Below are 17,809 nucleotides of genomic sequence, written 5' to 3'. Positions count from 1 at the left end.
AATAAAACGAGATGCACAAAAGTGCAACTCGCTTTATTTGTTATAATTCGTAGCGAAACATTCCGCCATTTGAAATTTTTTGTATTCTTTTTTCTTCAACTAAATATTCCAGATGTGCTAACGTTTCCGCAATGGCGAATCGCCATTGATGATCAGTGAGCTTCTTATGTTGAAAAAGCTTTTCCGTAATCTTATACGCGTCTTTTTTTGATTCCAGAATGGTTAAAATGGTCGCTAAACGTTCATGATGATGTTCAATGATTTCCTTAGCCCGCTGGGCAAGATTCACTATTGGTGTTCCATGGGCAGGATATGCAATGTTCACATCCTGATCAACAAGTTGATACAAAGTAGAAAAGTAACTTTTTAGAGGGTTTTGATCGGAATTTGGCCAAAGACTAATATTCGGAGTGATCTTATTCAAGACTACATCGCCTATTAACATGATTTTTTGGGTCTCTTGATAAAAACATAAATGTCCCTCCGCATGACCGCCATATGTTTTGACGCTCCATCTTCCTCCAGGACTATCTATATAGGTTTCTTGAAAACCCTCAATCTCAGGAAGCGGACTCACTTTATTCGAGAAAAACAATACGTTTTCTCTCACTTTAGTCAACAAAGGCTCAGGTACGGAATGTTTACCAAATAATTCGTATATTGCTTCAGCCTGTTTTGTATTCCCGCCAAAGACAGTTTTAATCATTTGGGCTTCCGCATCACTCATATAAACGCGAGCACCGGTTTTTTGCTGCATCCAGCTGATTAAACCAGTATGATCAGGATGAAAATGGGTCAGGATAATCTTTGATATATCTGTTGGTTTAATGCACAACTCTTCAAGGACTTCTTCCCAATACTTTTTGGCGACTTCTGTTGGAAACCCAACATCCACCAGTACGATTTCTTCTTTCATTCGAAATAAATAACAATAAACATGCTTCATGGGGAATGGAACAGGTATGCCTATGCGAATTAAATACTCCGTTAATTGTTGATAGTTCCCTGATGGCTCAGTAATGATCATCACTCCCTAAAACTGGTTTCCAGTTGTGTTGAAAGGCAAGCAAAGCTTCCTTTCTATCCCCTGTTACGACTGTTAACTCATACGCCTTTGATCCAATAGCAATGCCTGTGGTAAATCAGTAGTATTCCCCTTATTAATCGCACATATCTCATAATCAAGGCCATCCAGCTTTTCCAAACCTTTTTCTGTAACATGGATTTTTTACTGCGTAAAACCTCCCCTCTTAATCATGATAGATTTCTGAAAAAGGGTTAATTGCTTTCTCACGATTTACAAATCCTGCCTTATCAGGAGGGTATTCCATGATTGATTCAAAATATTTCACTGCTTTGACCGAGGTAAGCTGATGAATATTCCAAAATAGCTCCCTAGCCTTGATTCCATGCCAGTCTTCAGGTAATAAATCTAGCGGGAAACCAGGGTCCAGGAAAAGGAACTTCCTATATTCGTGAACAAGCCGGGTTCGTTCATAAAAACATTCTTCATTTGAAATGCTATCTTCCCATACAGCCTGCTGCATGTCCTGAAGCTTCGTTTCATATTGCTGTATGAAAGTTAAATAGTTTTTGTTTATTTCATTTAAATCCCAACAAGCACGTAAAATCTCTTCATTCGAGTGGGTGATGACTTGACTTGAACTGAAAATAATCAGGTAGTCCTTTAAATCATATGTATCCATCAAGGTCAGAACTTGTTTTTCCAAAGGATTGGGACTGACCCAAATACTATTGGACAAAAGCCCGAAACCTGTCCAGCTCAATTCCTTACGCACTTGATTCCTCAGCACTCGCTTCTCCTCAGGGATGGAGTAGGTAACAACTCGCCACAAACCATCCCAATGATTATTCCGGATCGTATAAACACGTTTGACACCATCATCCATATTGCGTTTCCCTTTTTGAGTTAATGAATAATAGCTTTTATTGCCTATTTTTCGCCCAGTAATTAAATCCTGTTGAACAAGACGGAGAATGGCTCCACGCACAGAGGATTCAGAAACACCAAAATGCCCCATCATTTTAATAAGTGTCCCAATCCATACTTCCCCACCGTAGAATTGAACGAAATCACCAAAAAGAGTATACAATAATGACCTTGGTTTCATGTTGATTCTCCTGTTCTCATAAAGCCTTTTCTTCTTAATGTAATCTAAATTGGTTCAATTTTCAAACTTGTTGGAGTTAATCATCCCTTCATATCCCGCTATAGGACTTTTAATAGCCTTTTTACATTTTCCGGAATCGGTACAGCCTTGAACCCATCATCCCCGATGGAAGTCCATGCGCGAATTTCATAACCATACCCAGTCCTTTTTTCCCCACAATAAACCTCATGATGAAAACGAATGGTCTTCGTTTTCACCTCATTCACATGAGTGTAAACTGTCACTTCATCGTCATAGTACAGCGGTTTTTCAAAAGTACACTTAGCTTCGAGTAATGGAATGATGATTCTCTTCTCTTCTTCTAAATATTTAGGGCTCATATCCATGGAACGAAAAAAATTATGACCCGCTAAATCGAACCATTTATAATAATTCGGATAATAGACAATTCCTGCTCGGTCTGTATCACCCCATTGAATTTGAAATTTCGTTTCGTTCACTCGCCTTTTCAAATGAGTTTCTTCCATTATATACACACACCATCCTCCCAATAACATTCGTAGTAAAAAAGCAATATCGGCAGGAACCGATATTGCTTTTTTCACTTTTAAAAGGACAAATCAATCATTTACCTTTCCACTGTGGTTCACGCTTTTCAAGGAAGGAAGCTAATCCTTCTTTAGCATCTTCAGAGCGAAATAAAAGATTCTGTATTTCCCCTTCATAACGAATCGCCGCGTTTAAAGGCATTTCTTTGCCGTTCATTATCGATAGTTTTATATTAGTTACTGCGTAACTAGCCTTACTTGCGACATTTTTGGCATATTCCAATGTTTTTTCACGTATTTCATCTTGTGGGAAAACCCGATCTACTAATCGTATTTCCTTAGCTTCCTGAGGTGAGATGGACTCTCCTGTGATATTCAGGTCGATTGCCTTGGAATGACCAACTAATCTAGCCATACGTTGTGTCCCTCCAGTACCTGCAAGGACCCCAAGGTTAACTTCCGGTAAACCGATTTTCCCTGCTTTATCACCCATAAAACGAAGATCACAACCCATCGCCATTTCCAGTCCCCCACCTACTGTGTGACCTTCGAGGCATGCAATCCAGATTTGCGGTGAACGGGCAATTTTATCAAGAGTTTCATTACAGAATAAGCAGAATTGTGTTTTAAAAACCGGATCAGCAGCTTTAAGGAAGTTAATATCCGCTCCGACCGAGAAAAATTTAGGCATATCACTCATTAATACAGCTACTTTCATATCTGGATCAAAACGAATATCATCAATTGCTGCATTTAATTCTTTGTAAAAATCAAGCGTATAGGCATTAGTCTTATTAATATGAAGATGTACCTCCGCTACCCCAGTTTCTTTGTTTTTTTGGATTGTAAGCGTTTGCTTTGCTTCGACTGCTGTACTCATTCTTCAACACTCCTCTGAATTTTATATTATGTTTTATTTCCTTCCGTTTATATTACATAATATACTACTTAATTTTCAGAATTGCAATTATTTTTGGTAAATTATTTAAATTTACATTTAATATGTTATTTGTGACTGTATTAACAATGATATGGATTGTTCATTTTGACGGCAGTAAAAACCTAACTTTAAATATTAAGATATAGAGGTACGAGCTTAATAGAAAACAAGATCGATAATAAAGAAAGGCTCTTTTCGTAAAGATTGTTGTTTTTAAAACGAAACGATTCAAGGTTGATTGGAGCGGAAGTGCGAGACTCCTGCGGGAGCAGCGGGACAGGTGAGACCCCACAGGCGTTCACGCCGAGGAGGCTCACCGCCCGCCCCGCGGAAAGCGAGCATCTGGAGGGGAAATCAACCACACCGCATTACTTGGTAAATAGTACAAAGTATGCGAAAACAGCATAAAGAAATGACCAACTCATATAGAATTGGTCATCACTTTCATTAACTTCCTGCTAATTTTTAATTCCCTTTAATACCCACACACACATCGTTTCTTTGCATTGATTCCTTTCTAAAATCCTTGGTTGCCAGTACATTTTTTGAACCACTTTATTGGAATCTTTTTATCATCACCCATTTCACTTTTTCAATCACCATTCTTCATGGTCCTACATATAATACATCAAAGGAAAACCGGGGGTATCAACATGCAAGACAATCAACATGGATCGCAAATGAATGAGGTTGAAAAGTTTGATGAATGGGTAAAAAGTTTTTTTCTGGATCCGGAAACTTGTGCGTTGGATCATCAACTTTTTTCAATTGATATATACGAAAGTGACGATGAGTATATGGTGGAAGCGGTTTTGGAAAATCATGATGTGAAAGATATAAAAGTATGCCTATGTGATAATGAGCTATCGATCATCGTTGACGATACTGATAAACCAATTCTTGAAAAAAAAGAAGATACACTGCCAACACAGAGAAAGATCCCTTTCCCCTTTTCGATTTGCTCTCGAAGAATTACCGCTGAATTCTCGAATCCAATATTGGTGATTCGCATCCATAAGTTTTCCCCCGGAAAAACGGCTGAAGATATTAACATTGAATAGTTCATTCATAAAAATAAAAAGAATGGCCTAGGGAACCACATCTCCCTTAGCCATTCTTTTTTCTTGATTATCCAGCAAAGTAAAAGGACGTTCGACTTCCATTTTGTGTCGAAATGACTTGCAACTGTGCATCGATTCTTTCTTTCAATTCCGGCACATGGGAAATTATCCCGACCAATCTCCCGGTACTTTGTATATCCATTAATGCTTCAATCGCATGATCAAGAGATTCAGGGTCGAGCGTACCGAAACCTTCATCGATGAACATCGTTTCGAGTGAAATACCGCCAGCGTTCTGCTGGACAACATCCGCAAGACCCAAAGCAAGTGCAAGGGATGCCTTGAAGCTCTCCCCTCCCGAAAGGGTTTTGACATGCCTCTCATGTCCTGTATATTGGTCATACACAGATAACTCCAGACCGCTCTGGATATTCCTGCGTGTAGGATCAAGCTTTCGCAACAGCTGATATCTGCCGCTTGTCATTTTCAGCAGCCTTGAATTGGCTTCTTTTAAAATATCATCTAAAAAGGCTGCCAGTACATATCGTTCAAACGTTATTTTGAAGGAGTTTTGACCTTTGGAGATTTCAGACAGATGACCGACGATACTGTACCTTTCATCTAAACTTTTCTGATCTTCCCTGATTTGCGCCAATTTCCTTTCGATTTCTTCGTTAGTCCGAATTTCAGCCTGTAATTCATTCTGATTTTGGCGTAACGACTCCAATTCTCCATCTATGAAATCGAAAGTCTTTTTCAATCCTTCAAGATCTGGTTTGCTCACATCTTTTAATTTCATTTCCATATCATGAAACAGACTTAAAACACTTTGCCAATTTTGATTATATTGTTGTACTTGGTCCTCCAAATTTCCTAGAGCCGCTTCCGATTTTTTTGCTGCCGTATATTCTTTATAATTGGAAAAGCCTTGATTGGTCATATCCGTAATTAACTTTTCCCGCTCCTCTTTCAATTCTGTATTCAAGGCCTCTATATTTCCACTTAGGGATTCTTTTTTTGCAATGATGGCCGATTCTCTTTCCTTCACAAGTTGGAGGTTTTTTTGTGCATCTTCCAAGGCCGATTGTAAGCGTTTCTGTGTATTTACAGCCATTTGATAAGCTTCATTATATTCTTCTTCCGTCCGTATTCCGTCTGGCAGGGAATCGGTTAACCCTGTTAGTTTTGTAGAGTTTTCAATATACCTCGTTTTCCCTTGGTCCTCTTTTCTCTCTAAAGAGATCATATTATCCTTAAGCTGGGATGCTTTCTCTTTTAAATCCTGCAACCTTTTTTCCAGATCATTTAAAACAGACTTTTTCCTCATCAATTCTTTTAGCTGCTCTTGCAGCACTTTTCCTTTTTGTACAAACTGTTGCAAATGCCCATCAATATTTTCACACCTAAACTCCGGCATGTCATTTTGTAAGTCACTTAACTTTTCTTGTGAAGACTCTACCAGTGCACCATATTTGGATTTCGCTTGATAATATTCACTTTCGGCTTGGCTTTTTTGTTGTTCTGCCGTTTTCAGCTTGTTTTCTTGCTCTTTCAGTTCCAAATCCGTCGGCATATGCTCATGCAATTGCGCTGGTTTTGGATGACTTTGCGAACCGCACACAGGACAATTTTCCCCAGAGTGCAGCATGGAAGCAAGCATACCCGCTTGGCCAGATCTCCAGTTTCGGTTCAGGGTTTCCAGTCTTTCCTTCTCCTGAATTTGTATTCTTTGTAACTCTTGGAACCGATTATCCTTATCATCCAGAACTCGTTTCGTATTCTGGATTTCATAAAGAACTTCTTGAAGCTTTTTAATCTTCGTTAACGATTGATTATTTCTTTCTGCTTCAATTTCCTGATCACGATAAAGAACAGCCGCTTTTTCCGCTTCTATTTTTTCTTGAGCGACTTTCTCCGCTTCCGCCTCGATCGACAGCTGTTCCGAAACAGTTTTTTCACGAAGTCGTTTACTGGTTTGCCACTCTTTTTCATCTAAAGTAACCTGTGCTTTTAAGCTTGCAAAAGTCATGACAGCCTCTTTTACCTGCTCAAGCTGATGAACAGTTCGGACTGCCTGCTCTCTTTGATTATCCTTCAACTTTTCCTTATCATAGGAATCCTGCTTCTCGATGCGCTCAATCCGTAACTTCTCGGACTGCTCACTTAACTTTTGAAGTTCGGCATTCGCATCTTGTACTTGTTTGCCAATTCGCAAATAGTATTGTTCCTGCTTTTCAAGCGAAGCCGCTTTGTGTGCCATTTTTATTTGGACTTTCACTAATTCCATTTCTGGCAGCTTTGCTTCAAGGGCCTCCTTTTCATTTCGCAGTTTTTCTTTTTCCGAAAATCGGTTTAATAAATCGACAGCTTTTGAAAGTTCTTGATTTACTTGGTCACGAGCTTTCTGCTTTTCCTGTATTTGTTTATTTATATACTCATTTTTTTCTGCCGCTTTCAAAAGAACTTCCTGTAACAGCGGTAGAACCTGTTGTTCATTAGGCTCTTCCCCTTGTATTTGTGCCTGTAATTCTTCATTATTGCCAGGCTGGATGCCTTTCATTAATTCAATTCGCCGCTGAGCACTTTTTTCACTTTCCTTTTTTAGGATGGAAGCCTCTTCTTTTAATTTTTCTTCTATTCGTTTATAAAGTTCAGTATGAAATAATTTCTGGAGAATCTGTTCTTTATCCTTGCTGTCGGATGTTAACAGTTTTCGAAATTCATTCTGAGGAATCATCAGGATTTGCCGGAATTGATTAGCGTCAAGTCCAATGAGTACTTTGATTTTTTCTTCAACTTCCCGTACATTTGCTCCCAGCAATTTTTTTCCTTCGGCCAATATCTCATATAATTCAGCCTTTGCTCCAACCGTTGTTGTTCCTTCACCTGATTTTTTCCTGCGTTCCTGCTGCGGGGACCGGGTCACCAAATACGTTTTTCCACGCAAGGTAAATTGTAACGAGACTTCCGTCAAAATATCATCTTCGGCAAACTGACTTCGTAAATCTTGCCCGCTTCGATCTTCACCACTGGCTTTTCCATATATTGCAAAACTAATGCCATCAAATATCGTTGTTTTCCCTGCGCCTGTCTTTCCAGAAATGACAAACATCGTCCGTTCTCCAAGGGAATTAAAGTCAATGGTTTCCCTTCCTGCATATGGTCCGAATGCCTGCATCGTTAATATATCCGGTCTCATTTCAAAGCCTCCTCTTTCTTAACAGCCTCAATTACCGATACCATCAAATCCTGCTTTTGAGAATCAAAGTCCCGATCTGTCATTTCTTGATAAAACGTTTCAAACAGGTCCAATTCTGATTTCCGTTCATCTTTTACAGAGGAGAAAGATTTTTTTCTTCTAAGGTCGGTCAAATCCCATTTACGCTCCAGATGTAGTACGTTCGGATAAATCTGGCGCAAGCGGTTAATAGGATCGATGAGTGCCCCCTCATCATTTAATGTTATTTTCAAATAGTCATCCCTTTTTTGCGATTGATAAAAAGCGGAATCAAGCAACTCTTCCATCGATCCGGATATTTCCCTCATATCGAACTTGGGTGCCAAAGAACGATAGCGTATATCAAAGCTCCCATCTTCATGCATATCGACGATGGAAAGCGATTTATTTTGCTTGGCCTCGGAAAAAGAATATTTTAATAGTGATCCAGAGTAAAACACCTTAGGATGACGTATTGCGTCTGGACTATGTAAATGCCCAAGTGCCGTATAATCGAACGCATCGAATAAGTCGGCTGAAACACAGCCGGAGCCACCTACAGACAAGACCCTTTCCGAATCGCTCGTTTTTCCGCCTAATACAAAAGCATGTCCCACGAAGACATTCGGCTCATCCTTATTGAAATTCTCGGCAATCGTTCCGGTTATCCGCTTCATCGCTTCCTGATGGGAATGGATACTATCATCTTCAAAAAGATGGCGGACCGTCCCAGGTTCTGCATATGGAACACAATAAAAGTTCACTCCTTTGATACGGACCGGCTCACATGATTTTGTCAATTTCCCATGAATGTATAACTGACTATGACGATACCATGATGAACCGAATGCGAGTCTTTCCGCAGAATCATGGTTTCCCGATATCGCAACGATCGGAGTATTCATTTTCACATTTATCGTATAGAGGATTTCATCTAGAAGCTCCACCGCTTCAGTCGGCGGAACCGAGCGATCATATAGATCACCGGCAATCACGACCGCATCCGGTTTTTCCTCTTCGACAATTTCTATGAATTGCAAGAGTGCATGCCTTTGGTCATCTGTCATATGTACACCGTGAACGATTTTCCCTAAATGCCAATCAGCCGTATGGATAAATTTCATAGTTTCACTCCGTCCTAATTTTTACTTACTATTATTATATCAAAAATTTAACGAATAGCATGGTTTGGGTACAAACGTTCTAATTTTTACCACACTGCCACATTCTTTTGAAAGTTTCAGAATAAAAAAAGCAAACTCGAAAAGAGTCTGCTTTTTTCAACATTAGCTGAATAAGTGTTCATATGGACCCATATTCACCTTTCTTTCAGCCAGCTTTTTTTGTAAAAATTTATGGTCACGTTTTGGTGTGGCAATGATATAGCCGCGTATCACTAAATCTTCCGTAATATCGCCCGCTTTTTCCTTTAACGCCAACTCTCCGATTTTCCCAGCGATTTTATGACGTGCAACATCACGAAAAAGTTCAGGCACAGGGCTCACTAAATCTTCCAGTAATTCCTTTTGCTGAATTGACCATAAGTGCCTTGTTTGTTCCAAATAGTATTCTTCCCAATCCATATCGGATTTCCCATCTTCTTTCGGAAATCTTTTCAGGAACTTCCGAAACATGAAAAAGCCACCTATGCTCATCAATATAATTAAAAGGGCTACCCAAAATAGAATAAACCATAAAAACCATCCACTAAGCAAAAGTACCACCTCATATGTATAGAATGATCGTCACTATTATTATAGACAGTAACCCATATCTTTACAAGACTGGCAAAGCAATCATTCCTGACCGTTCACTTCCAGCAAGACAAGTGAAAATTCCCCCACGGCATTTTCTTCATATAGATTCGTGACCGAAGTTGCGTAGTTAAAGATCTCTGCTCGAAACTCCTCGTTTGACTGTGGAATCTTTAAATCAAATACCATTTGATAAAGCAATGTTGTAATATCATGATATTCAATATGTGTAACCTCAAGATTGAAACTGACTTTTCTGATTTCCTTTCCTTCAGAATCCTTTACAGTTTCAGAAAGAAAGTCAGTGACATGAAGTGGAACATCGTTTAAAATGACCTTGTCTACCATTATCAACATCTCCTTAATAAATTGGTTAAAGACATGTTATCACTAGAAACTTTCAGCTTCCAATTATTTAACCTCGAAAAAACAAAAAAACGTGCACAGGAAACCCGAACACGTTTTCTTCAAATCAGTTTACTTTCCCTTTTTCACGATTATACGCCATTTAGCGTCATCGATTTGCTCAAACTCCGTGATTTCATGACCTTCGGTAGCAGCCCAACGCGGTATGCTCTCGGTTGCTTGTGTGCAATCGAAATTAATGATCAATTCCTCTCCTATTGCCATGTCCACTATCGCTTCTTTTGCTTCCACTAAAGGGAATGGACATACCATTCCAGTCGTTTCCAATACTTTTGCCATTTATATTCCACTCCTCGATTTAAAAATTTTCGACTCGTATCTTATGCAGCTTTGGATGCAGCGGCTGTCTGCTTTTGCTTACGGATAATCGTGAAATAAGTTGCTACCCATGTACCCAGCAGGAAAAAGACAATCGCGATCCAACCCTGCCAAGCAAATAGCGCCGAGTTCACTAGACCATTTCCGATTGTGCATCCCCCGGCAACACTTGCACCGAACCCCATGATTACACCGCCAATTGCATTGTTACGTAACGTTTTCATATCAGGCAAACGCCAACGGAATTCCCCGCTTCCTTTGGCAGCAATGAATGCACCGAGGAAAATACCCAATACTAAAAACGTACCCCAATCGATTAACGCATCATCTCCTGTTATAAGGAAAGTTAGAATGTTCGCGGAAGGAGCTGTAATTCCCAGTCCGAACATCCTGCCTGTCATTGCGCTTAGCGGCCATGCCACGATCGCAATAAGGCCGACCAATAATGCCGTAACAAAGGGATGCCACCGTTTCTCGAATAAGATGTGGGCCAATCCCGTTTTTTTCGGTTTCATTTTAAAGATTGGAAGTTTCGGTTTTTTCAATTCACGAATCACCAATAGGCCAACCAAAATAGTCACAATAATAACAAGCACCCATGGCGAAACATTTAATGTTTCATGAATATACGTATCACTTGTACGATAAGATAACAGATTATCTCCAGCCACTTTCCATACACCATATTTCGTCATAGCTGCCCCTAGCATATATCCAAAAAGAGCAACCCAACTTCCGATCATGCCCTCTCCGGCACGATACCATGTTCCAGTGGCGCAACCTCCTGCCAGAACCATGCCAATACCAAAAATAAAGCCACCCACGATTGTTCCCAACCATGGAAAACCATCATTTCCAAACTGAATGACCCCTGTATCATTCAATGCATAAACACCAATACTTTGTATTGCTATTACAATAAATGTAGCTAAGAACATCCGTCCATCTTTAGCTAAAATCAAATCACGATATGCACCAACAACACAGAAACGGCCTCTTTGAAGCACAAATCCCAGCAGTAAACCACAAATAATACCGAACAGAATCATTTGTAACATGAACCGTTTCCTCCTTAAGTAAAATATTATAATACTAATATAATATAATTCGGATAAAATTACTAGGTTTTTTGGATGAATTTTTTTACCCTCATGAAATGTTTCCAGGCAAATAAAAAACCTGAGTCATTTATCGACTCAGGTTTATTGAATGTTCCTTTGATTACATCCTACAGTACATGTATTACACCATGCTACTTTTGCCGAAACTGGCTGCTTTAACTTTTTTATATTGATAAAGCATGGCAATTCTCCACGGAACGATCATCGCAAAAGCAAGTAAGAAAAACATTCCGCTCAATACACCGATTTCAATCGTGCTTCCCAGCATCAGTTTTGCCACCAGTCGAATCACCATGAGACCAATCAATATGAATATGAACGCTTTAGAGCGCAGGATATAAATTTTTTCATCTCTAACTTCAAATTTAGATGTTTTAATCAATAAGATGGAAAATAACATCCCCGCAACAAGAGCCTCCAACAATTCGTATCGAGTCACCCGGAACATCGGGAAAATGAACATCAAAGCACCCGTACTCATAAAAAGCGGCGGTAAAATGATTTTCTTTTCATTCACTGGTTTTTTCGTTTCCTTCATCCGTAACATGAAAACACCTATAGCCATCACAATCGCTATACCTGTTGATATATATATCATCTCTTAACCATCCCTTTAAACTAAAAATAGGTAAGTACCATTAAAAATTATATATGACTTCAATTTATAAACAAAGTATATATTACCTATTTGAGATAAACAAGGAGAGTGTTATTAATCAAGCGCAGTTTTTATGTCATCCAATACCATGCCCTCACCAAAATGCTTGACGTTAAAATCTTGCGCCCCAGCTTCTATATCCTCGACAACCATTTTTTGCTGAACCATGGCAGAGCACATTAGCCTGAAATTCCTTCTTGATTTCTTTAACGGCATCCAGCCCGCTCAAGATGGCATGTGAATACCCATCATTATAAGATCAGGATTCGAATTCGATATCATTCCATGGCTTCTCGTCCATTCCCTCCCTCACTGATCACCTCATGTCCCGCTTTAGTGGAAAGTGTCATTCTCATAAACTTAGCATCTTCAATGATTAATAATCGGGCCATAGCCGTTCTTCCTCACAAACAGCATGATAAATCCTATCTTTTAAACAGAAAGGAAAAATTAAAAAATCACATCATAAAACCTAATTAAAGATTTTCAATTTTGAATTTTATTGAAAAAATAGCTTATTATGGACTAAAACCCGGTAAAGCCACCGAATAGTCTAGACAGGACTGCGATTATTTTGGTCATCCAATCAAAAAACAAAATCACACCCATTACAATCATTAAATATCCGCCAATCTTCATGATGTATTGGCTGTACTTTTTGATCCATGTCAATTTTCCGACAAAGAAGGATAATATGAAAAACGGTATGGCAAATCCTAAAATATAGGCAGTCATATAGCTCATGGCCGCACTGGGATTAGTTGCACCCAGTGAAATGACAGCACCTAATAGCGGACCAGCACAAGGGGTCCATCCAGCCGCAAAGGCAAGTCCGATTAGAATGGAGCCTATATATCCGCTAGGTCGGTTCTTAAATTCAAAACGACTGTCTTTCATCAAAGATTTCGGCTGAAAGATTCCTACAATGAATAAACCAAAAATGATAATCAGGATGGCTCCAATCTGACGAATTAATTCTTTATAATTCGAGAAAAAAGAACCAAGGTATGATGTGCTAAACCCTATTGCAATAAAAACCAGAGAAAACCCAAGAAGGAAGAATAAAGTATGCAGCATGCTTCTTCTTTGGAGCATGGCGTTCTCGGATTTGATTTCACCAACACTCATACCAGTGATATAAGATAAAAAGGCCGGATATAGCGGTAAGCAGCATGGCGAAATAAAACTCAGAAATCCCGCCCCAAAAGCTAAAAAAATATTAATATCATCCAAATAAGCTCACTCCTATGTATGTCAACCTATAAACATTGTAACAAATAAGATAAAAAAATACATTTATGGAACTATGAATATTTCATGACAACAAATTGCTTATAACTGGATGGGGCGACGGATCAAGTTAACTTATTTGAATTCATTAGTCCAAGCCGATATAATTGTTATATTCATACATATTTTACAACGAACACATAAATTAAGGGTACCTTGAAAAAATGTTGGGGCCAGAAAGGAAAGATAATGGCTAAAAAGAATGAATTTCTCGAACAGATTGAATTAAAGAGAAATGAACTTATCAAGATTGTCGCTAAAGATGGTTTAAACTCGCATGTTGCCGTTGAATATAGCCAGCAACTCGATCAATTATTAAATAAATATAATGAACTTTTTTATAAAACCGGTACAGATTTTTAACTCAGTTCATCTCCATTGATAACCACATATATTATTATATGAATTATTTTGCTGTCAATCTCCCCTTTTTACATTCATTCTCAATTTGAATACTTAGGCATGACCTTTGCTATATAAAAAAACAGGCAAGCGCTATATGCGCTGCCTGTTTTCCTGTTTTTTCATTTAAAATGGCTGTTTTCTCAAAGTTTGTTGCTATTAGAGGTTAAAAATAAAAACTGAGTTTATTCTTGATAGATCAACTCTGATTATTTAATAAAACAACTCTCTTGAATCATAACTTTAATGATATCTCCCAATTTTTAAATTGCTCTATATGTACAATAATCAAAAGAAAATAAAATTTTAAAAAGCTTAGGAATCAAATTTGTCGTTGAATTCGACATTCAATAGATATCATTTGTGGCAGTATGTTTATTGAAGAAATGAATAAAGTCGCGCATATTTCCTGCTTTTTATAATTTTTGATTTTAAACAAAATGCCCCTATTGTTATGTTACTTTATAATAACACTTACAATAACTGAAGTATGATTCCCACATATAATTAAATTAATATTTAAATAACAATAATAATATAATGAAAAACAAAATAAATTTATTGATAAACGATAATAAATATACTAAAATCATATTATCATTAATCAGTGAGGTGCTTTAAATGCCTGTTAAACTAGGTTCAACTTTTTTCTTAAGAGTCGTTGCTTTTCTTATTGGAATTGCGGTACTTGCTGTGTGTATATATTGGTTACCTCAAGCGGCTATAAGAGATGCGAAAGTGCGTCCAGGAGATTACTCGATATATCCATTGTTAGTATGTGCGTATGGAATATGCATTACGTTTTCCGTTGCTTTGTATCAAGCATTTAAACTATTGAGCTATATCGATAAAAATAACGCTTTTTACGAGTTATCCCTTAAATCCTTGAAGGTTATAAAAAAATGTGCTTTTACAATCATTTTCTTCATTTTGTTAGGAATAGTATACTTAAGGGTGCATTCTTATTTCACAGGTGATGACTCAGCAGGTCCGAGAGCACTAGGTCTAATAGGGATTTTAGCAACAGCTATCATCGCTGCCATTGTGGATGTACTTCAAAAGCCATTAAAAAATATCCTAGGAAAAAAGAAATAAAAATGTGAGGTGTTTATTTTGAAAGTATAATAACTTTTTTTCCCATTTAGTTAATTGGGCCTTTTGTTGAATAATGGCACCTTCTAAATTGTGACGAGTAAGATAGATGTAAACAGGAGATCATTCGTCTGAAGACCCTAATTGTGACTGTTACTCCCAAAATATTCATGATGAAGTCTCCTACAGAACGATAAAATAATGTGTTACGGTTTCTGAAAGCAGTACCATCTCAAAAAGCAAAACTTCCTCCCATCCAGATTTGCATGCAGTTCGCTGTAATTGTGATGGCTGAAAGTGAACATTCCTCCTCTTTTTCTGAATCGGTCTCATCCTTTTTATCCACGGCAATCATTCAAATTAAAATGAGAAAAATTATATTTGACAAATCGCTCGAAAAATATTATCTTTAATTAAAGATAAATTAATTCGAGATAAACCCTTACTTTTTTTTAATGCAAATCTCGAATTAAAGATATCTAAATTAAAAATAAAATTCCAGGAGGAATCATAAATGATTGGTATAGGTTTATTAGTTATACGTGTAGTAATCGGATTATCGTTTGTTGGACATGGAGCCCAAAAATTATTTGGATGGTTTGGCGGACATGGCTTGAAAGGTACAGGAGGCTGGTTTGATTCGATTGGCATGAAGCCAGGAGTTACCATGGCCCTATTTGCAGGTCTATCCGAGCTTATTGGCGGAGCTTTATTTGCTTTAGGTCTCCTTACACCCTTTGCAGGTATATTAATTGCACTTACGATGCTCGTTGCGATCGTTAAAGTCCATGGAGCAAATGGCTACTGGGCGACTCAAAATGGTTATGAGTATAATCTTGCCGTTCTTGCAGTGGCGATTGGCGTTGCGTTAACCGGAGCTGGCCCATACTCACTTGATTCTTTTCTATTTTAAGGAAAGCTTGAGTTTTATAATCCCTACATTATGAAAAACACGGAGTTGGATAAAACCACTCCGTGTTTTTCTCTCTATTGCTCAAAAATTTTTCTATTGGTTATCAAAGCTTATAACTCGAGTAATGGATACTCCGATTATAGTGTTGAGGAAATAGAAACATAGGTTGTCCCATATTTAAATTAAATGGTTTCAATATTGAAATGCCAACTACGTGTACAAATGAAATTTTGGATTGAAAACAAAAGTTCATTTTGAAATAACATTTCTAAAACCTGAAACTCAAAACAGGAAAAATAGAGTACAGTAATAATGAGAAGGATCATAACCCTGATTCTTTTGATTCAGAGAGGATACTCCTTAGATAAAAAACATTAATATATGTTTATTTTACCATTTTTGGATGTGGGAACATATTTTATTGTCCAATATACCCTTTATGCTTGGTTTTACTAGTAGAAGAATATAATTGATCTTTCCATAAGGCTGTTTTCGCATACTTTGTTGCTATTTTCCAAGTAAAGCGGTGTGGTTGATTTCCCCTCCAGATGCTCGCTTTCCGCGGGGCGGGCGGTGCTCCCGCAAGAGTCTCGCACTTACGCTCCAATCAACCTTAAACCGTTTCCTTTTAAAAACAACAATCTTTACGAAAAGAGCCTTCCATAAACATAAAAACCCCCGGACTAAGGAACACTTTTATAATGTGTGTCCGTTGTCGGGGGTTATTATTCCAAGTATATTCATTCCATAATGGTTTTAAAAAACCACTATGCATTTTTTATTTCACTAATATATGAACGTCTATTTATTCAATCCCTGGAAACCATCCTGGAGAGTGGATGATCGCTTGCCATAGTGGGTCTGGAATATCAAGTTGCTGCTGATTATCCTTGTTTATTTTTGTCACGATCTCTGCTTCCCTGCCTTGTTCCACTTTTTGTACCCATTCAGGATCGATAATGATTTCACGGCCTAATGCGATTAACGGAACACCCGATTGCAGTGCTTTGATCGCATCATCCGCTGTATAGATGGAACCAACACCAATGACAGGCACTTGGTCTCCGATACGTTCTTTTATAATTTCTATCCGAGGTCTGTCAACCTCGGCTCCCCTTCTTGCTTTCGACCAGAAATCCATTAATGAAACATGAAGATAATCAAGATTCTTTGTTACAAGTCCATCAATTAATGTAAGGGTATCATCCATGGTGATTCCTGGTGTTTCAGGCTCCTCCGGTGAAAAACGATATCCAACGATGAACGGATCCTTGGCATGTTCAGCAACAGCCTTTTTCACTTCATCTACAACTGCTAATGGAAAAGTCAGACGCTTTTCAAGGGAACCGCCCCACTTGTCTTCACGCCGGTTTGAATGAGGCGAAAAGAATTGCTGTAGCAAGTAACCATTTGCACCGTGAATCTCGACACCGTCAAATCCCGCTTCAATGGCACGTCGGGTGGTTTCACCAAAGTCGAGAATGATCGACTCAATTTCCTTTTCAGATAGTGGACGCGGAACTGCTTTCCCTTCGCCTTCCGATGGGATATTGCTTGCACTGACAACATCACCATTTACTAATTCCGGTGGTACCTCACGTCCGCCATGAAAAATCTGAAGAATTGCCTTTGCACCTTTCGCTTTAATCGCTGATGCCAAACGACTTAGACTTGGTATCAATTCATCCTGATCCCCGCCAAATTCCCCATGAAAACCTTTCCCATTAGCCGTCACGTAAGTACATGCCGTTATAACCATGCCGACCCCGCTTGACCTACGTTCATAATAGTTAACTTCGGCGTCGGTTACAGTCCCATCAGGATTAGAAGAGAAATTTGTCATTGGCGCCATCACCAATCGATTTTTCACTTCTAATTTCTTTCCTAAATTGAACGATTCAAATAATGGTGTATATATAGAATTCATTTAGTAATCC

17 protein-coding genes and 1 pseudogene are annotated in these 17,809 nt (G+C 38.3%); 4 read left to right on the top strand and 14 right to left on the bottom strand.

Annotation, left to right across the window (positions count from 1 at the left end):
- Nucleotides 1-40: 40 nt before the first annotated feature.
- From QNH43_RS11075 to QNH43_RS11060, 4 genes are all read right to left on the bottom strand, one after another.
- Nucleotides 41-1,027: an MBL fold metallo-hydrolase gene (locus tag QNH43_RS11075; RefSeq protein ID WP_283917863.1), complete on the bottom strand. Its 987-nt coding sequence runs from the start codon at nt 1,025-1,027 to the stop codon at nt 41-43.
- A gap of 223 nt (nt 1,028-1,250) precedes the next feature.
- Nucleotides 1,251-2,132 (bottom strand): PaaX family transcriptional regulator, encoded by an 882-nt coding sequence (locus tag QNH43_RS11070; RefSeq protein ID WP_283917862.1) that lies wholly within the window; start codon nt 2,130-2,132, stop codon nt 1,251-1,253.
- Between the two features lie 98 nt (nt 2,133-2,230).
- On the bottom strand, nt 2,231-2,659 hold the full coding sequence (locus tag QNH43_RS11065; protein ID WP_179086090.1) for an acyl-CoA thioesterase: 429 nt from the start codon (nt 2,657-2,659) through the stop codon (nt 2,231-2,233).
- Nucleotides 2,660-2,756: 97 nt separating this feature from the next.
- Entirely contained in the window at nt 2,757-3,560 is an 804-nt protein-coding gene (locus tag QNH43_RS11060) for an enoyl-CoA hydratase/isomerase family protein (RefSeq protein ID WP_076368860.1), read from the bottom strand.
- Between the two features lie 713 nt (nt 3,561-4,273).
- On the opposite strand from QNH43_RS11060, the gene QNH43_RS11055 reads away from it, so the two are divergent.
- Complete coding sequence (locus QNH43_RS11055) at nt 4,274-4,681, top strand: Hsp20/alpha crystallin family protein (RefSeq protein WP_192204361.1); 408 nt, start codon at nt 4,274-4,276, stop codon at nt 4,679-4,681.
- Between the two features lie 67 nt (nt 4,682-4,748).
- On the opposite strand, the gene QNH43_RS11050 is transcribed toward QNH43_RS11055, so the two are convergent.
- The 9 genes and pseudogenes from QNH43_RS11050 to QNH43_RS11010 form a co-directional block, all read right to left on the bottom strand.
- Nucleotides 4,749-7,880, bottom strand: a complete 3,132-nt coding sequence (locus tag QNH43_RS11050) for an AAA family ATPase (RefSeq protein WP_283917861.1) — start codon at nt 7,878-7,880, stop codon at nt 4,749-4,751.
- A complete protein-coding gene (locus QNH43_RS11045) occupies nt 7,877-9,022 on the bottom strand; it encodes an exonuclease SbcCD subunit D (RefSeq protein ID WP_283917860.1) in 1,146 nt (381 codons plus the stop codon). The genes QNH43_RS11050 and QNH43_RS11045 overlap by 4 nt, the downstream gene beginning before the upstream one ends.
- 162 nt (nt 9,023-9,184) lie before the next feature.
- Nucleotides 9,185-9,613, bottom strand: coding sequence for a DUF2621 domain-containing protein (locus tag QNH43_RS11040; protein ID WP_283917859.1), 429 nt, complete (start codon nt 9,611-9,613; stop codon nt 9,185-9,187).
- Between the two features lie 81 nt (nt 9,614-9,694).
- Nucleotides 9,695-10,000, bottom strand: coding sequence for a DUF3219 family protein (locus tag QNH43_RS11035; RefSeq protein WP_283917858.1), 306 nt, complete (start codon nt 9,998-10,000; stop codon nt 9,695-9,697).
- Between the two features lie 129 nt (nt 10,001-10,129).
- Nucleotides 10,130-10,357, bottom strand: a complete 228-nt coding sequence (locus QNH43_RS11030; protein WP_260287485.1) for a sulfurtransferase TusA family protein — start codon at nt 10,355-10,357, stop codon at nt 10,130-10,132.
- Between the two features lie 41 nt (nt 10,358-10,398).
- On the bottom strand, nt 10,399-11,454 hold the full coding sequence (locus QNH43_RS11025; RefSeq protein ID WP_283917857.1) for a YeeE/YedE family protein: 1,056 nt from the start codon (nt 11,452-11,454) through the stop codon (nt 10,399-10,401).
- A gap of 184 nt (nt 11,455-11,638) precedes the next feature.
- The gene (locus QNH43_RS11020) at nt 11,639-12,115 is read right to left on the bottom strand and encodes a CcdC family protein (RefSeq protein ID WP_283917856.1); all 477 of its coding nucleotides are present in this window, start codon (nt 12,113-12,115) and stop codon (nt 11,639-11,641) included.
- 114 nt (nt 12,116-12,229) lie between these two features.
- Nucleotides 12,230-12,567, bottom strand: a pseudogene (locus tag QNH43_RS27785) (response regulator).
- A gap of 133 nt (nt 12,568-12,700) precedes the next feature.
- On the bottom strand, nt 12,701-13,408 hold the full coding sequence (locus tag QNH43_RS11010) for a cytochrome c biogenesis protein CcdA (RefSeq protein WP_283917855.1): 708 nt from the start codon (nt 13,406-13,408) through the stop codon (nt 12,701-12,703).
- A gap of 246 nt (nt 13,409-13,654) precedes the next feature.
- On the opposite strand from QNH43_RS11010, the gene QNH43_RS11005 reads away from it, so the two are divergent.
- The 3 genes from QNH43_RS11005 (at nt 13,655) to QNH43_RS10995 (ending at nt 15,872) form a co-directional block, all read left to right on the top strand.
- Complete coding sequence (locus QNH43_RS11005; RefSeq protein WP_192204353.1) at nt 13,655-13,828, top strand: aspartyl-phosphate phosphatase Spo0E family protein; 174 nt, start codon at nt 13,655-13,657, stop codon at nt 13,826-13,828.
- Between the two features lie 660 nt (nt 13,829-14,488).
- Nucleotides 14,489-14,962, top strand: a complete 474-nt coding sequence (locus tag QNH43_RS11000) for a DUF2975 domain-containing protein (RefSeq protein ID WP_283917854.1) — start codon at nt 14,489-14,491, stop codon at nt 14,960-14,962.
- 511 nt (nt 14,963-15,473) lie between these two features.
- Entirely contained in the window at nt 15,474-15,872 is a 399-nt protein-coding gene (locus QNH43_RS10995) for a DoxX family protein (protein WP_260287488.1), read from the top strand.
- An 805-nt stretch (nt 15,873-16,677) separates the two neighbouring features.
- Here QNH43_RS10995 and QNH43_RS10990 read toward each other — a convergent pair.
- On the bottom strand, nt 16,678-17,799 hold the full coding sequence (locus QNH43_RS10990) for an NADH-dependent flavin oxidoreductase (RefSeq protein WP_283917853.1): 1,122 nt from the start codon (nt 17,797-17,799) through the stop codon (nt 16,678-16,680).
- Nucleotides 17,800-17,809 lie beyond the last annotated feature (10 nt).

It is taken from the genome of Peribacillus simplex (assembly GCF_030123325.1).
GTDB classification, from domain to species: domain Bacteria; phylum Bacillota; class Bacilli; order Bacillales; family DSM-1321; genus Peribacillus; species Peribacillus simplex_D.
The sequence above is the reverse complement of the archived record's forward strand: the minus strand, read 5'-3'. Positions and strand labels throughout refer to the sequence as shown.

Bases quoted from the DNA above. Each gene is read 5' to 3' on its own strand.
- QNH43_RS11060 (WP_076368860.1), bottom strand. From the start codon at position 3,560: ATGAGTACAGCAGTCGAAGCAAAGCAAACGCTTACAATCCAAAAAAAC.
- QNH43_RS10995 (WP_260287488.1), top strand. From the start codon at position 15,474: ATGATTGGTATAGGTTTATTAGTTATACGTGTAGTAATCGGATTATCG.
- QNH43_RS11050 (WP_283917861.1), bottom strand. From the start codon at position 7,880: ATGAGACCGGATATATTAACGATGCAGGCATTCGGACCATATGCAGGA.
- QNH43_RS11025 (WP_283917857.1), bottom strand. From the start codon at position 11,454: ATGTTACAAATGATTCTGTTCGGTATTATTTGTGGTTTACTGCTGGGA.
- QNH43_RS10990 (WP_283917853.1), bottom strand. From the start codon at position 17,799: ATGAATTCTATATATACACCATTATTTGAATCGTTCAATTTAGGAAAG.
- QNH43_RS11005 (WP_192204353.1), top strand. From the start codon at position 13,655: ATGGCTAAAAAGAATGAATTTCTCGAACAGATTGAATTAAAGAGAAAT.
- QNH43_RS11070 (WP_283917862.1), bottom strand. From the start codon at position 2,132: ATGAAACCAAGGTCATTATTGTATACTCTTTTTGGTGATTTCGTTCAA.
- QNH43_RS11020 (WP_283917856.1), bottom strand. From the start codon at position 12,115: ATGATATATATATCAACAGGTATAGCGATTGTGATGGCTATAGGTGTT.
- QNH43_RS11065 (WP_179086090.1), bottom strand. From the start codon at position 2,659: ATGGAAGAAACTCATTTGAAAAGGCGAGTGAACGAAACGAAATTTCAA.
- QNH43_RS11045 (WP_283917860.1), bottom strand. From the start codon at position 9,022: ATGAAATTTATCCATACGGCTGATTGGCATTTAGGGAAAATCGTTCAC.
- QNH43_RS11075 (WP_283917863.1), bottom strand. From the start codon at position 1,027: ATGATCATTACTGAGCCATCAGGGAACTATCAACAATTAACGGAGTAT.
- QNH43_RS11055 (WP_192204361.1), top strand. From the start codon at position 4,274: ATGCAAGACAATCAACATGGATCGCAAATGAATGAGGTTGAAAAGTTT.
- QNH43_RS11035 (WP_283917858.1), bottom strand. From the start codon at position 10,000: ATGGTAGACAAGGTCATTTTAAACGATGTTCCACTTCATGTCACTGAC.
- QNH43_RS11000 (WP_283917854.1), top strand. From the start codon at position 14,489: ATGCCTGTTAAACTAGGTTCAACTTTTTTCTTAAGAGTCGTTGCTTTT.
- QNH43_RS11030 (WP_260287485.1), bottom strand. From the start codon at position 10,357: ATGGCAAAAGTATTGGAAACGACTGGAATGGTATGTCCATTCCCTTTA.